This is a genomic window from Rhizobium leguminosarum (assembly GCF_019798305.1).
Taxonomy (GTDB): domain Bacteria; phylum Pseudomonadota; class Alphaproteobacteria; order Rhizobiales; family Rhizobiaceae; genus Rhizobium; species Rhizobium leguminosarum_U.
Map to the genome: position 1 here is coordinate 1 of NZ_JAAXDD010000001.1, position 15,027 is coordinate 15,027.

General features: G+C 61.4%; 11 protein-coding genes. 7 read left to right on the forward strand and 4 right to left on the reverse strand.

Features of this window, described 5'->3' with window-relative positions:
- Nucleotides 1-212, forward strand: a 212-nt coding sequence (locus tag HFO99_RS00005) for a transposase (protein WP_222358238.1), incomplete at its 5' end; no start/stop codon positions are given.
- A 52-nt stretch (nucleotides 213-264) separates the two neighbouring features.
- On the opposite strand, the gene HFO99_RS00010 is transcribed toward HFO99_RS00005, so the two are convergent.
- A complete protein-coding gene (locus HFO99_RS00010; RefSeq protein ID WP_222358241.1) occupies nucleotides 265-489 on the reverse strand; it encodes a DUF1674 domain-containing protein in 225 nt (74 codons plus the stop codon).
- A gap of 110 nt (nucleotides 490-599) precedes the next feature.
- Between HFO99_RS00010 and htpX the strand changes: the two genes are divergently transcribed.
- The 4 genes from htpX (at nucleotide 600) to purH (ending at nucleotide 6,752) form a co-directional block, all read left to right on the forward strand.
- The gene (gene htpX / locus HFO99_RS00015) at nucleotides 600-1,562 is read left to right on the forward strand and encodes a zinc metalloprotease HtpX (RefSeq protein ID WP_222358244.1); all 963 of its coding nucleotides are present in this window, start codon (nucleotides 600-602) and stop codon (nucleotides 1,560-1,562) included.
- Nucleotides 1,553-2,941, forward strand: a complete 1,389-nt coding sequence (locus tag HFO99_RS00020) for an RsmB/NOP family class I SAM-dependent RNA methyltransferase (protein WP_222358247.1) — start codon at nucleotides 1,553-1,555, stop codon at nucleotides 2,939-2,941. The genes htpX and HFO99_RS00020 overlap by 10 nt, the downstream gene beginning before the upstream one ends.
- A 210-nt stretch (nucleotides 2,942-3,151) precedes the next feature.
- Complete coding sequence (locus HFO99_RS00025) at nucleotides 3,152-4,825, forward strand: heparinase II/III family protein (RefSeq protein WP_222358250.1); 1,674 nt, start codon at nucleotides 3,152-3,154, stop codon at nucleotides 4,823-4,825.
- Nucleotides 4,826-5,135: 310 nt separating this feature from the next.
- On the forward strand, nucleotides 5,136-6,752 hold the full coding sequence (purH, locus tag HFO99_RS00030) for a bifunctional phosphoribosylaminoimidazolecarboxamide formyltransferase/IMP cyclohydrolase (RefSeq protein WP_222358251.1): 1,617 nt from the start codon (nucleotides 5,136-5,138) through the stop codon (nucleotides 6,750-6,752).
- 39 nt (nucleotides 6,753-6,791) lie between these two features.
- On the opposite strand, the gene HFO99_RS00035 is transcribed toward purH, so the two are convergent.
- From HFO99_RS00035 to HFO99_RS00045, 3 genes are all read right to left on the reverse strand, one after another.
- Entirely contained in the window at nucleotides 6,792-8,180 is a 1,389-nt protein-coding gene (locus tag HFO99_RS00035; protein ID WP_222358255.1) for an MFS transporter, read from the reverse strand.
- A 27-nt stretch (nucleotides 8,181-8,207) separates the two neighbouring features.
- Complete coding sequence (locus tag HFO99_RS00040; RefSeq protein ID WP_222358260.1) at nucleotides 8,208-12,983, reverse strand: NAD-glutamate dehydrogenase; 4,776 nt, start codon at nucleotides 12,981-12,983, stop codon at nucleotides 8,208-8,210.
- A gap of 61 nt (nucleotides 12,984-13,044) precedes the next feature.
- Nucleotides 13,045-13,239, reverse strand: coding sequence for a hypothetical protein (locus HFO99_RS00045; protein WP_261322932.1), 195 nt, complete (start codon nucleotides 13,237-13,239; stop codon nucleotides 13,045-13,047).
- A gap of 18 nt (nucleotides 13,240-13,257) precedes the next feature.
- Here HFO99_RS00045 and pdxY point away from each other — a divergent pair, with 18 nt between their 5' ends.
- Nucleotides 13,258-14,133, forward strand: coding sequence for a pyridoxal kinase PdxY (gene pdxY, locus HFO99_RS00050; RefSeq protein ID WP_222308598.1), 876 nt, complete (start codon nucleotides 13,258-13,260; stop codon nucleotides 14,131-14,133).
- 71 nt (nucleotides 14,134-14,204) lie between these two features.
- Nucleotides 14,205-14,846: a carbonic anhydrase gene (locus HFO99_RS00055; RefSeq protein WP_018071906.1), complete on the forward strand. Its 642-nt coding sequence runs from the start codon at nucleotides 14,205-14,207 to the stop codon at nucleotides 14,844-14,846.
- Nucleotides 14,847-15,027 lie beyond the last annotated feature (181 nt).

The following is a 15,027-nucleotide window of genomic DNA, read 5'->3' on the forward strand; positions in this document are numbered from 1 at the left end:
GCAAGGCCGGCGCCCGATTGTTCTTCCTGCCGCAATACTCTCCCGATCTCAATCCGATCGAAAAGCTCTTTGCCAAGATCAAGCACGAGCTGCGTAAGGCGCAGGCCCGAACCCGACAGGCTGTCGATGACGCGCTGGCAGCCACCCTTCAAACCGTCTCGCCGAAAGAGTGCCAAAACTACTTCAGGGAAGCCGGATATGAACAGACCTAAAACAATCCCGCTCTAGCCGGATCACGGCCACGAAACCAATAGGAATATTGACTTAGAAATCGATCGCTCGGCCATTGATCTCGTAATCGCCGAAGCGCGCCGGTTCGGCTCCGCCGCGGCCGCCGATCTCAGGTGGCAACTCCAGCGGTTTCTGTTTCTTTCGCCGCTCTTCGGCTTCGGCAAGGGCGCGTCTGGCAGCCGGGGACAGTATCTTGCGCGGCGGCTCCGTTCCCTCGGCCGCCGGCGTTTCGCTATTGTCGTTATCGGCGCCCTGCATGGCCGTCTCCTGCCGGAAAATATTGAAAATGGCTGGTGAATAACCAATCATAATGCGCCGGTGCCGGGATTGAAAGCTTGTGACGCCGAAATCGGAGATGGAGATCCGCAATGAACCTCGTTCGCACTGCCATGTTGCTTGCCTTCATGACGGCGCTTTTCATGTTTGTCGGCTTCCTGATCGGTGGTCGGGCCGGCATGATGATCGCGTTGGTCATTGCCGCCGGCATGAATTTCTTCTCCTACTGGAATTCCGACCGCATGGTGCTTTCAGCCTATCGCGCGCAGGAGGTCGACGAGCGCAATGCGCCGGAATTCTTCCGGATCGTGCGCGATCTCGCCCGCAATGCCGGCCTGCCGATGCCGAAGGTCTATCTCTACGACAGTCCGCAGCCAAATGCCTTCGCCACCGGCCGCAATCCCGATAATGCCGCCGTCGCCGCCTCGACCGGCCTGCTCAGCGCCTTGTCTCCAGAGGAAGTCGCAGGCGTCATGGCGCATGAACTCGCCCACATCCAGAACCGCGACACGCTGACGATGACGATCACGGCAACACTTGCCGGCGCGATCTCGATGCTCGGCAACTTCGCCTTTTTCTTCGGCGGCAACCGTGAGAACAACAACAATCCGCTCGGCTTCGTCGGCGTCCTCGTCGCGATGATCGTGGCGCCGCTCGCCGCCATGCTGGTGCAGATGGCGATCAGCCGGACGCGCGAATATTCGGCCGACCGCCGCGGCGCCGAACTCTGCGGCAATCCGCTCTGGCTCGCTTCGGCGCTCGGCAAGATCGCGCGTGGTGCTGCCCACGTGCCGAACGCGGATGCCGAGCGCAACCCGGCGACGGCACATATGTTCATCATCAATCCGCTCTCCGGCGAGCGCATGGACAATCTGTTTTCCACGCATCCGGACACGGAAAACCGCATCGCCGCGCTGCAGGACATGGCGCAAAACCGCATGAATGTCTCGACGCAGCCTGCTCGTGCTGCTAATCCGTCGCGCAAATCGCGCTCTGTTCCGGATACGGGTCTTGGTCGCGGTGGTTCGCAACCGCCAAAAGGTCCGTGGTCTTGAATTCAGACGGCACGAAGAAGCCATTCCGCAGGCATAAGCTTTCCACTGAGCGCTCCGCGCCTGATAAGCCTGGCCTGCAGGCCCGCGCTGCGGCGGCAAAAATTCTTGCTGCCGTCGTTGATCGCAAGCTGCCGCTCGACGGCGCTCTCGATCATGAACACGGCAATCCGGCCTATAGGGCGCTCGGCGAAAGCGACCGGGCACTCGTTCGTGCCATCCTGAACACGACGCTGCGCCATTTGCCGCGTGTCGATGCCGCAATTGCCGGGTTGTTGGAATCACCGCTGCCGGAGGGCGCAAGGGCGCTGCATCACGTGCTCGCAATCGGCGCGGCGCAGATCCTCTATCTCGACGTGCCGGATCATTCGGCTGTCGATCTCTCCGTCGAGCAGGCCAATCAGGATCCGCGCAATCGCCGTTTCGCCAAGCTGGTCAATGCCATCCTCCGCCGGCTCGGCCGCGAGAAGGAGCAGGTGCTCGATGAGATCGGCAAGGTCGCGCCGATGCCGGCCTGGTTCATCGCCAGGCTGGAAAAGGCCTATGGCCGGGACGCGGCGCTGGCGATTTCGGAATCCCAGCTCGAGCCGGCCGCAATCGATCTGACCGTCAAGTCCGACCCCGAAGGCTGGGCGAAGCGGTTGAACGGCGTCGTCCTGCCGACCGGCGGCGTGCGGCTCGCCGCTTTCGCCGGCAGCATCCCTTCGGTCGAAGGCTTCGACGAGGGCGCGTGGTGGGTCCAGGATGCGGCGGCAAGCATCCCGGCGAAGCTTTTCGGTGATCTCTCGGGCAAACGCACCGCCGATCTCTGTGCCGCGCCTGGCGGCAAGACGGCGCAGCTCATCCTTGCCGGCGGCGTAGTCACCGCACTCGACCAGTCGGAAAATCGGCTGAGACGGCTGCGGTCGAATCTCGACCGGCTCGGCCTCGAGGCGGAGACGATTGCGGCAGATCTGACGACATTCGAGCCGGCGGAGCGTTTCGATGCGATTCTGCTCGATGCTCCCTGCTCTTCTACCGGCACGACACGCCGGCACCCTGACGTGTTGTGGACCAAGGGGCCCGAGGATATCGCCAGGCTGGCGGCGCTGCAGGAAAGGCTGCTGCGGCATGCGCTGACATTGCTGAAGCCGGGCGGCACGCTGGTTTTTTCGAATTGTTCGCTCGATCCTGTCGAGGGTGAGGAAGTCGTCGCCCGTGTACTTTCCGATACGGATGCGGTCGAGCGCGTTCCGATCGGCGCCGGGGACTGGCCCGGCCTTGAGGCAGCGATCACGCCGCTCGGCGAATTCCGCACGCTTCCCACAATGGCGAAAATGCCTGAAGGCATTGCCTCCGGCCTCGACGGCTTCTATGCGGCCGTGCTGCGGCGCGTGGCCTGATTTGCAAGGCTTGAGCGCTGGCGGGTGAGCCTGGGCTATACGGGGTGTTTCATAGCCTCGTTGCCGCTCTCCAAAACCGCCAACATGATGTCAGGTGAAACGCGTTAATGTGCGTATATTCGAACCTTGTCACAAATTAATTCATTGCGGACGATGAAATCGGCCACTTTTCACCTATTCTTAACCATGAGGGTCAATAGACAATAGAATATGCAGTCCGGTCGGCGTTTTGCGAGCATGTATGTTCGGGAGGCTTGGCGGCGCGCCTTGCGCCGCGTCGCATTGCTGCGCCTGAAGCTCTTTCGTCATTCGATCAAGGTGCCCGAGCGTCTGATCGTCGCGCCGACCGATCTCCGCAGCATTGATCCGCATGTGGCCGACGAGATCCTCAACGGACGGTTTCTCCTGGCCGGGCGCATGCTGGAAACCAACGAGAAGTCGCCCTTCACCTTCACCCTGCCCTCGCGCCCCTTCGCGATCCGTCTTCACAGCTTCGGCTGGCTGCGGCATATGCGGGCGAGCAAGACGGAGCGCAGTTCGGCTGCCGCCCGCGCGATCGTCGACAGCTGGCTTTCCATCCATGCCGGTCGCATGGAGGGGATTGCCTGGGAGACCGACGTCACCGCCCAACGCGTCATCGCCTGGCTGTCGCATTCGCCGGTGGTGCTGCAGAATGCCGACCGCGGCTTCTATCGCCGCTTCATGAAGTCGCTGGCGTTCCAGGTGAGGTTCCTGCACCGCATGGCGCCGTCTACTCTCGGCGGCTTGGAGCTGTTTCGGCTGCGCATCGCGCTCGCTATGGCCTCCGTCGCCATGCCGGCGCGCGCCTCTACGCTGAGAAGGGCGGCACAAGCGCTCGACCGCGAATTCGATAGCCAAATTCTACCGGATGGCGGCCATGTGTCGCGCAATCCGCGCGTCGGGTTGGAATTGCTGCTCGATCTGCTGCCGCTCAGGCAGACCTATGTCAATCTCGGCCATGACCTGCCGCAGAAGCTGATCTCCGGCATAGACCGCATCTATCCGGCACTGCGGTTTTTTCGCCATCAGGACGGAGACCTGGCGCTCTTCAACGGAGCGACCTCGACGCTCGCCAACGAGCTGATGTCCGTGCTGCGATATGACGAGACTGCCGGTCAGCCGTTCAAGGCTTTGCCGCATTCGCGTTATCAGCGGCTTTCGGGGGGCAAGACGGTGATCATTGCAGATACGGGCACGCCGCCTTCGGGAGGCGCGCTTCGGACCGCGCATGCCGGCAGCCTCTCCTTCGAGATGTCGTCCGGACGTCATCGCTTCATCGTCAATTCCGGTTCGCCGAAATTTGCCGGGCACCGCTATGTCCAGATGGCGCGCACGACGGCGGCGCATTCGACCGTTATCCTCAACGACACCTCGTCCAGCCGTTTTTCGCCCTCGCCCTTCCTTAGTCACGCGATCACCGAACCGGTGAGAACAATCACTGTCGAGCGTGCCGAAACCGAGGACGGACGCGACGGCATCAAGCTCAGCCATGACGGTTATCTCAGGGTGTTCGGGGTGCTGCACGAGCGTGAGCTGACGCTCAATGCTGCAGGCTCGATCGTGACAGGCCGCGACCGGCTCGTCGTCCACGAAGGATATGAGCATGACGAGCCCCTGAAGGCCGTCGCCCGTTTTCATATCCATCCCTCGATCGTCCTACATCAGAGTGACGGAGAGTCCGTGCTGCTGACGGCGCCGGACGGTGAAAGCTGGCTGTTTTCGGCGCCCGGCAATGAAGTGCTGATCGCCGAGGACATTTTCTTTGCCGACAGCTCCGGCATCTGCGGTTCGGACCAGATCGAAATCGACTTCGATCTTGCCGAGAAGACAGAAATCCGCTGGTTCCTATCTCGTAAAAGCTAAAGCGCGTCGCGATCTCTCAGATTCGCTTGTTGCGCTTTAGGTCTTTGTTTTTACGCATGTCGTTGTCGCAAAACCGCTGCACACTTTTGCGCGACATGCTTTAGAGGCGGATGATTTTAGGCCGAGTGGCCGAAGATTGGGATCGCATCCACTGCAAGGAAGTAGGGTATGATGCTATCCAAAAATGGCTCGTGCTTTTCGACATCTGCTCTGACGCCTGTTTGCGCGGCGGCAAAGCTGTGCTAACGCGGCGCCAGCATGCGAACATCCCTTGCGGATGTCCTCCCGAAGCCCGAACGGAGAAGGTTTCATGGCCGTCATTTCCAAAAAGATCCCCGCCCCCGACATGGTCGAAATCAAGACCGCGCTCATCTCCGTCTTCGACAAGACCGGGATCGTCGAACTCGCCCACGCCTTGTCTGCCAGAGGTGTGCGCCTGCTCTCGACCGGTGGTACCTATAAAGCGATCACTGCTGCCGGTCTTGCCGTCACCGATGTCTCCGAAATCACCGGTTTTCCCGAGATCATGGACGGACGCGTCAAGACGTTGCACCCAATGGTGCATGGCGGACTGCTGGCGATCCGTGACGACGGCGAACACCGGGATGCGATGAAAACACATGGCATCGAGGGCATCGACCTTGCCGTCATTAATCTCTACCCCTTCGAGGAGGTGCGCGCGGCCGGCGGCGACTATCCGACGACCGTCGAGAATATCGACATCGGCGGTCCGGCGATGATCCGCGCATCGGCCAAGAACCATGCCTATGTGACGACCCTGACCGATCCGGCCGATTATGCCGAACTGCTGGAGCAGCTTTCCGCAGAGAACGGCAGGACCGCCTATGCCTTCCGCCAGCGGATGGCCGCCAAGGCCTATGCCCGCACCGCCGCCTATGATGCAATGATCTCCAATTGGTTCGCCGAGGCACTGTCGATCGACACGCCGCGCCACCGGGTCATCGGCGGCGCGCTGAAGGAAGAGATGCGCTACGGCGAAAACCCGCATCAGAAGGCCGCCTTCTATGTGACCGGCGAGAAGCGTCCGGGTGTTTCGACGGCCGCTCTTCTCCAGGGCAAGCAGCTCTCCTACAACAACATCAACGATACGGATGCCGCCTACGAACTGGTCGCCGAGTTCCTGCCTGAAAAGGCGCCGGCCTGCGCGATCATCAAGCACGCCAATCCCTGCGGCGTCGCCACCGGATCCAGCCTGGTCGAGGCCTATCGGCGGGCGCTCGCTTGCGATTCCGTTTCCGCCTTCGGCGGCATTATCGCGCTCAACCGGACGCTGGATGCCGAAACGGCCGAGGAGATCGTCAAGCTCTTCACCGAAGTGATCATCGCGCCCGATGTCACGCAGGAGGCAAAGGCGATCGTCGCCCGCAAACCGAACCTGCGGCTGCTGTCCGCCGGCGGACTGCCTGATCCGCGTGCCGCGGGCCTGACGGCAAAGACCGTTTCCGGCGGCCTGCTGGTCCAGAGCCGCGACAACGGCATGGTCGAGGATCTGGAACTCAAGGTCGTCACCAAGCGCGCGCCGACGGCACGGGAACTTGATGACATGAAGTTCGCCTTCAAGGTTGGCAAACATGTGAAATCGAATGCCGTGGTCTATGCCAAGGACGGCCAGACCGCCGGTATCGGCGCAGGCCAAATGAGCCGGGTCGATTCCGCCCGCATCGCCGCGCTGAAGGCCGAAGAGGCCGCCAAGGCGCTTGGCCTTGCAGCGCCGATGACGCACGGGTCAGCGGTCGCCTCCGAAGCCTTCCTGCCTTTTGCCGACGGTCTTTTGTCGATGATCGCGGCAGGGGCGACGGCGGTTATCCAGCCGGGCGGCTCGATGCGCGACCAGGAAGTTATCGATGCCGCCAATGAACACGGCATTGCAATGGTCTTTACCGGCATGCGCCATTTCCGGCACTGAGTGATTATACGCCGCCGTCGGCCAGGGCAGAGCTGATTGCTATGCCCGATCGGCCGGATAGGATGTACGGAACAAGAGCACCAGTCCGCCGGCAAGAAACAGGATCAGCGTTGCCATCCCGAGCCGCGGTGATCCGCTCATATAGGTCACCAGCGAGAAGAGCAGCGTCGCCATGAAACTCGTGGCGCGGCCCGAAAGCGCGTAGATGCCGAAGTAGCGGCCGGCTTCTTCCGGACTGACGCTGCGGGCAAGATAGGAGCGTGACGAGGCCTGCACCGGCCCGAAGGCGAGCCCGACCAGCAGACCATAGAGGATATAGGCCTTTTCCGCCGCAGTGCCGAAAAGGCCGCCGGAATCGGCCGTCGGCAGCGGCATCAGTCCGAACAGGGTGTAACCCGGTCCTGTCGAGATGATGCCGATGGTGGCGAGAAGCAGCATGGTGAGGCTGATGACGACGGTCACCTTCGAACCGACGCCCTTGTCGACGCGGCCGGCGATCAGGCAGCCGAAGATCGCGACAACATTCAGGATGATGCCGTAGATACCGATCTCGATCGTTGCCCAGCCAAACATGCCGGCCGCGAAGATACCGCCAAGGATCAGCAGGCCGTTGACGCCGTCCTGATAGATCATGCGGGCGATGAGGAATGTCAGGATGCCGCGGCGCTCCCGGAGTTCGCTAAGCGTGTTTCTGAGTTCCCGCAAGCCGGAGCGGACGGCGGTGCCGAAGGGAAGACCCCTGCCGACATCCGGCGTGAAGAAGAACATCGGCAGGATGAAGATCAGATACCAGACGGCCGAGATCGGCCCGGTGATACGTGCATCCTGGCCGGTCTGAGGATCGAGACCGAATAGCGGATCGAGGCCGAGGATCGTCTTGCCGGTCTCGGGGTTCGCCGCCAAAAGCGTCACGACGGCAATGAGCACGATGATGCCGCCGAGATAACCGAGCCCCCAGGCGGTGTTGGAGAGCTTGCCGACCTCGTGCTTGCCGACCAGGCGCGGCATCATCGAATCGTTGAAGACGATCGAAAACTCGGCCGAGATCGAGGCGAGGATCATGAAAATGACGGGATAGATAACAGGCGAACCGGGGGCGGCGAACCACAGGCAGAAGAGGCTGGCGATCTTGATGATCGCGAAGAAGCCGATCCAGGGTTTGCGTGCGCCGGACTGGTCGGCGATCGAGCCGAGGACGGGTGAGAGCAGGGCGATGATCACCGAGGAGATCGTCGCCATGTTGCTCCACGTCGTCTGGGCGGAAACCGGGTCATCGGTCAGGCGGGAAACGAAATAGGGTCCGAAGATGAAGGTTGTGACCACGGTAAAGAAGGGCTGTGCTGCCCAGTCGAAGAACATCCACCCCCAGATGCCTTTCTCGGTGGCCTTCGGCGGCTGCGTTCCTGTCCAGTCAATGCGATTCAACATCCGCTCCTTGTTTTGACGCGGACTGTCTCACCTCGCCCGGTCGCGCGCAAGATCGGTCAGGATACCTGCAGCAACGGTAATACGCGCGAGATTGGGATCGCCGCCGTCGCTGAGGCTTGAAAGCTCCTCGAGGATACGGTTGATGCGGATGCGATCCTGGGCATGCCAGGCTTGAACGGGAAGCTTTTCCCTGCCGTGATCGGAAAGAGCCGAGATGACGATGTCGCGTCTTGCGCTGGCGATCTGATCGATGCTGCGGGCAAGCGCCAGATTCTCATAATGGTCTGAAGTGAGGATCCGCCCGCCCGCCGCCAGCAATCTGCCGATACGGAAGGTCTGCGACACCGCGAAGTAGTTTTCGGCGGCGCGCACCAGGGGCTCGCCGGTGCGCTCGGCGATCTGCATGATCTCAGGCACCAGCGCGAAGCCCTGGAGGCCGGCGATCTCGGCGCCAAGTTTTTCGGGCACGCCCGCCTGACTGTATTCCGCCTGGCGGGCTGCAACATCGCTGCCCGCCTGTTCGGCGAAGGCAGGCTTCAGCTTCTTCAGAGCAGCCTGCAGCCGGCTAATCACTTCTGCCATATCCGACTTGGTCATCCCGGTCTTCAAGAGCAGGCGCGTCAGAACGGTAAAGCTATGACTGATCTCTTCGTAGATGCGGTTCTGCATATCACCGGAAACCTTGCCGTCCAGGGCGTCCGTTTCAGCCCAGAGCCGGGTCAGATCGAAACCGTCGCGGGCAACGATTGCGGCGCGCACCACTTCCGGAGCCGAAGCCGCCGTCGCGTCCATCATGGCGACGATGAAGCTCGGCCCGCCGCGGTTGATCGCTTCGTTGGCAAGCACGGTCGCGACGATCTCGCGCTTCAGGCGGTGGCTGGCGATATCGCCGGCATTCGACTTCTGCATCTTCACGGGGAAATAATTCAAAAGCGTTGCGATGAAATAGGGATCGTCAGGCAGGTCGCTTGCGGCCAGCGCATCGAAGAGCACGATCTTGGCATAAGACACCAGCACGCCGATTTCCGGCCGCGTCAGCGGCTTGCCGGCCGTATAGCGTTCGGCCAGCGTCTGGTCGTCCGGCAACGTCTCGACCTTGCGGTTCAGCTGGCCGGCGCCCTCGAGCACGCTCATGAAGCGGCCAAGCTGCAGACCGTTTGCAGTGCCCTTGCGTTCCGTCAGGGAGATCGCCAGCGACTGCAGGTAGTTGTTGCGCAGCACCAGGGTCGCTACCTCGCCCGTCATCGAGGAAAGAAGCTGGTCGCGTTTTGCGCGCGTCAGGCGTCCGTCATGCATGGCGGCTGCCAGCGCGATCTTGATATTGACCTCGACGTCCGATGTGTTGACGCCGGCCGAGTTGTCGATGGCGTCGGAATTGCAGCGCCCGCCCTTCAGTCCGTAGGCGATGCGGCCTTTCTGGGTAACGCCGAGGTTTGCGCCCTCGCCGATCACCTTGGCGCGCACCTCCATCGCGGTGATGCGGATCGGGTCGTTGGCGCGGTCGCCGACTTCGGTGTCGGTTTCGGACGGCGCTTTCACATAGGTGCCGATGCCGCCGAACCAGAGCAGGTCGACCGGGCTCTTCAGGATCGCCATCATGATCTCGAAGGGCGTCGCCACGGCCTTGTCGATGCCGATCGCAGCAACCGCTTCCGGCGTCAGCGTGACCGATTTCGCTGCGCGGGAAATGATCATCGCACCCTTCGACAGCACGTTTCTGTCGAAATCCTGCCAGCTTGAACGCGGCAGGTCGAAGAGCCGTTGGCGTTCGGCAAGCGTCTTTTCCATATCGGGGTCGGGATCGATGATGATGTCGCGGTGATCGAAGGCGGCAATGAGCCGGATCTTGGGAGAGAGCAGCATGCCGTTGCCGAAGACGTCGCCCGACATGTCGCCGACGCCGGCGACAGTGAAGGGCGTCGTCTGGATATCGATGTCCATTTCCCGGAAATGGCGTTTCACGGTTTCCCAGGCGCCGCGGGCAGTGATGCCCATCTTCTTATGGTCGTAACCGGCCGAGCCGCCGGAGGCAAAGGCATCGTCTAGCCAGAAGCCGGCTTCCTGTGCCAGTGCATTGGCGGTGTCGGAGAAAGTCGCGGTGCCCTTGTCGGCGGCGACGACGAAATAGGGGTCATCGCCATCGAGCCTGACCGTATCCTTCGGCGGCACGATATCGGCGCCCGATATATTGTCGGTGATCGAAAGCAGCGTTCGGATATAGGTCTTGTAAGCCTCGCGACCGGCATTGAAGATCTCGTCGCGGCTGCCGCCGACGGGAAGCTTCTTCGGATAGAAACCGCCCTTGGCGCCGACCGGCACGATCACCGCGTTCTTGACCTGCTGGGCCTTGACGAGGCCGAGCACTTCGGTGCGGTAATCCTCGGCGCGATCCGACCAGCGCAGGCCGCCGCGCGCCACCTTGCCGAAGCGCAGGTGCACGCCTTCTACTTCGACGCCGTAGACGAAAATCTCGCGGAAGGGTTTTGGCTGTGGCAGCCCGTCCACCAGATGCGGATCGAGCTTGAAGGCCAGCATCGGCTTCGGCGAGCCATCCGGGTTCTTCTGGAAATAATTGGTGCGCAGCGTCGCATCGACGACATTGACGTAGCGGCGCAGGATACGGTCGTCGTCGAGGCTCGGCACGTCGGCAAGCTCGGCTTCGATCGCCCGGTGCAGTTCGGCAAGCTTCTTGACGCGAGCCTTTTCCGAAAGCGCGGTGTCGAGCGTGTCATGGAAGAGACGAAAGATAGCAGCGGCGACACCAGGATATTTGTCGAGGGTCGTCGCGATATAATCCTGCGAATAGGCGATGCCGGCCTGGCGGAGATAACGCGCATAGGCGCGCAGAACGTTCGTCTCGCGCGCGGAAAGACCGGCTGAAAGGATCAGCCGGTTGAAGCTGTCATTGTCGATCGTGCCGGCGAAGGCGGCGACGAAGGCTTCCTCGAGGGCGGCGCCGTAACGCTGCAGATCGATCTCTCCGCCATTGCGGGCCTCGAGTTCCATATCGTGCAGCACGACGAGTTTGGTTTCTCCATCGGCGGCCGGCACCCCGATGTCGAAGGTGCGTTCGCTGACGACATTGAAGCCGAGATTCTCGAGAAGCGGCACGCGGCGCGATAGCGCCAGCTGGCCGCCGGCGTGAAAGATCTTCAGGGAAAGGACGCGGCCCTGTTCTTCCTGACGATGGTAGAACTGGATGCGAAGCGGCTCGCCGGCGGCGCAGGCGCCGATATCGGCGAGGTCGGCCACGGTTTCCTCCGGAGTGAAGGAATCCTGGAAGGCTTGGTCGACCGATATCTTCGGCGCCTTGGCTCCGGCCAGCGCCTCGAAACGGTCGTCCCAGCGGGCGGTGATCTCGCGGATCACCTGCTCGAGCTTTGCCTGCGGAATGCGTGGCGTCTTACCGCCGGAGCGGCCGATGATGAAATGTACGCGCGCCACGCCCCCTTCCGGGAAAGCCGGGTAATAGGCAGAGACACGGCCGTCATAGACAGTCTTCAGATAAGTGCCGATCCGTTCGCGGACGATCGAGTCATATTCCTCGCGCGGCACGTAGACGATCACCGAGACGAAGCGGTCGAAATGGTCGATGCGCGGCAGGACGCGCACGCGCGGCCGATCGGCCAGGTCGTTGATCTGCTCGGCAAAACTTGCAAGCAGCGTCGTGTCGATCTGGAAAAGGTCGTCGCGCGGATAGGATTCCAGCGTGTTGTCGAGCATGCGGCCGGAATGGCTCATCGGGTCGAAGCCGAAATGTTCCTTCACCTTCTCGATCTTGGAACGCAGCAGCGGGATTTCGGAGGCGAGCGACGTATAGGCCGTCGAGGTGAAAAGGCCCACGATGCGCAGTTCGCCGGTGACGTTGCCCTCAGCGTCGAAGCGCTTGACGCCGACATAATCCATATAGGCCCGGCGATGGACGATCGATTTCACATTCGCCTTGGTGACAATCAGGAAGTCGGGGCCGTCGAGGAAGGCAAGGATCTCAGGCGTTGTCGTGACGGCGTCCTTGCCGGTGCGCAGCACCAGAACATCGGGATTGGAAAGAATACCGAGGCCTGCACCCTTGTCGCGTTCGACCTTGGCATCGGTCCCCTTGCCGGAATAGACATATTCCCGCATGCCGAGGAACGTGAAATTCTCATCGCGCAGCCAGGTCAGGAAAGCGACGGCTTCGTCGCGATCGGCCTTCGTCCGGCTGGCGCCATTGGCCGCAAGCTCGGCGATCACTCCGTCGATCTTAGAAAGCATCGGCTTCCAGTCGGACACCGAGAGGCGGACCTGTTCGAGCACTTTTTCGATGCGTTTGACGAGATCGGCCGCCTGGGCGGAATTGAGCGGCGCAACATGAAGCTGGATATGGCTGACGCGGTTGGCCGGATCGCTTGGGTGATCGGCGGAATAAAGCGCCGGCGCCTCGCCCTTTTCCATGACCAGGATGGGATGCACGGCCATGAAGAGGTCGCGATAGGTGCTCGTCACTTCGCCCATGACCGATTCAAACAGAAAAGGCATGTTCTGGTCGGTGACTGACAGCACCGAGACCGCAATGCCATCAGGCGCCACATCGGCAATGGTGTCGATGCTGACGCGGGGCGCCTTGCCGTTCCAGGCGTCGAGTTCCTTTGCCGAATGCACGGCGGAGAGTGCCAGCATTCCGGGTGTATAGAGTTCGAGATCGTCATTGCTTGCCCGGCCGAAGAGAATTTCCGGATCGAGATGCGCCTCACCCGTCGCCTTGGCGATCTTGCGCGCGCTTGCGATCTGCTTTTCCCGTTTCGGATTGTTTCTGGCAGCCATGGATCGCCTCCCTCAATGTCTGGTTTTTCGCAAGCTAGCAGAAGATTCTTCGAAAAAATCTCTAAAAGAGAGGTCCGAAGGATTGTTTTGACGCTTTTTGGCGCTGGAAATGAGAAATTTTAAGAGATTTTCCCCTTTCATCGCCAAACGAAAGGGAAAGTCCGGTCTTCCGGTTTTTCGTTGCGACGAACATTTCCACGCTCGCATGAAGAATGGTTGACAGCGTCGCGTCAAAAAGATCATCAAATGCGGTCATCATCGGATCTTGGATATCATGTCGGAAAATGCAGCGGGCGCAGTCATCGTCATCTCCAGCCATGTGGTGCGCGGATCGGTCGGAAACCGGGCAGCCGTCTTTGCGCTGGAGACGCTCGGTCATCCGGTCTGGGCCCTGCCGACCATCGTGCTGCCCTGGCATCCCGGCCACGGCCGCTCGACACGGCTGACTTTCGCAGAAGCGGATTTCGACGCGGCGATCGACGATCTGATCCGCGCGCCCTGGATCGGCGAAGTCAAGGCGGTGCTTTCGGGCTATTTCGGCAATGCCGCCCAGGCGCGCTCCGTCGCCCGACTGATCGATGCACTCAGGCAAAACAATCCCGAACTGCTTTATGTCTGCGATCCCGTCATGGGCGATCTCGGCGGCCTTTACGTGCCGGAAGCGACCGCAGAGGCCATTCGCGACCATCTCATTCCGCTCGCCTCGCTCGCGACGCCGAACCGGTACGAACTCGCATGGCTTTCGGGGGCGGCCCTCGAAGACAACAGCGCGATCATGGAGGCGGCGCTCGCGCTCGGACCATCGCGCATGCTCGTCACTTCAGCCGTGCCGATGATGGCGGGCGGTACCGGCAATCTCTATCTTTCCGGCCGTCACGCGCTTCTTGCCGAGCACCGCGTCGTCGAAAACCCGCCGAATGGTCTCGGCGACCTCATCGCCGCCGTCTTCCTGTCGCGCCTGCTTTCCGGGCTCGAGGACGAAAAGGCGCTGCAGCTTGCCACCGCCAGCGTCTTCGAGGTGCTTGCGCGTGCCGTCAAGCGCGGGAGCAGCGAGTTGATGCTGGCAAGCGATGCTTCCAGCCTTTCGACGCCGATGGCCATGGTGCAGATGCGCCGGCTCGTGCACCCGGCGCAGCGGCGGAAAAAATGACGCATTTGCCAATATGTTCATTTTGCGGTGCAGCAGTTGATCTTGTCGTCCGCGCGCGCTAATCCAGAAGTATGCAGCGTTTTCCAAACCCTCTTCTGGACGGCTATCGCAACTTCATGAACGGGCGTTATGCCGACGCCCGCGACAGGTATCGGCAGCTCGCCGAAAACGGTCAGAATCCCCATACGCTTGTCATTGCCTGTTCGGATTCTCGCGCGGCGCCGGAGCTGATTTTCGATGCCGGTCCGGGCGAGCTCTTCGTCATCCGCAACGTCGCCAACATGGTGCCGCCCTACGAGCCGGATGGCCATTTTCATTCGACCTCGGCCGCACTCGAATTTGCCGTGCAGGTGCTGAAGGTCTCGGATATCGTCGTGATGGGCCATGGCCGCTGCGGCGGCATCCGCTCAGCACTCGATCCGAATGCCGAGCCATTGTCGCCCGGTGACTTCATCGGCCGCTGGATGTCGCTGGTCAAACCTGCCGCCGAGCAGATCCAGAGCAACGACGTGATGACGACCGCCGAGCGGCAGACGGCGCTTGAGCGTGTCTCCATCCGCAATTCGATCAACAATCTCAGAAGCTTCCCCGACATCAAGGCTCTCGAGGAAGCGGGAAGCCTTCATCTCCACGGCGCCTGGTTCGACATTTCGACCGGTGAACTCTGGGTCATGGACGCCGAGACACGCGACTTCATTCGTCCCGAAATCTAGGGACATGCCGGTTTATCACTTTCTTAAGGATTGTTGTTAAGCTCGCCGTCAATTGGTCACGCACGACCGACGTTTTGATCACCGCGGCGATTGCCCGGCGGCGGCTTTGATTCCACGCAAATGAAAAACGCCGCATGTCGCAGCGGCGTTTCGGGTATTGGTGTCGATGAAGGCTTATCCG

Excerpts from the sequence above, each read along its gene's own strand:
- HFO99_RS00055 (WP_018071906.1), top strand. The coding sequence starts at position 14,205 with ATGCAGCGTTTTCCAAACCCTCTTCTGGACGGCTATCGCAACTTCATG.
- htpX (WP_222358244.1), top strand. The coding sequence starts at position 600 with ATGAACCTCGTTCGCACTGCCATGTTGCTTGCCTTCATGACGGCGCTT.
- pdxY (WP_222308598.1), top strand. The coding sequence starts at position 13,258 with ATGTCGGAAAATGCAGCGGGCGCAGTCATCGTCATCTCCAGCCATGTG.
- HFO99_RS00045 (WP_261322932.1), bottom strand. The coding sequence starts at position 13,239 with ATGACCGCATTTGATGATCTTTTTGACGCGACGCTGTCAACCATTCTT.
- HFO99_RS00040 (WP_222358260.1), bottom strand. The coding sequence starts at position 12,983 with ATGGCTGCCAGAAACAATCCGAAACGGGAAAAGCAGATCGCAAGCGCG.
- HFO99_RS00010 (WP_222358241.1), bottom strand. The coding sequence starts at position 489 with ATGCAGGGCGCCGATAACGACAATAGCGAAACGCCGGCGGCCGAGGGA.
- purH (WP_222358251.1), top strand. The coding sequence starts at position 5,136 with ATGGCCGTCATTTCCAAAAAGATCCCCGCCCCCGACATGGTCGAAATC.
- HFO99_RS00025 (WP_222358250.1), top strand. The coding sequence starts at position 3,152 with ATGCAGTCCGGTCGGCGTTTTGCGAGCATGTATGTTCGGGAGGCTTGG.
- HFO99_RS00035 (WP_222358255.1), bottom strand. The coding sequence starts at position 8,180 with ATGTTGAATCGCATTGACTGGACAGGAACGCAGCCGCCGAAGGCCACC.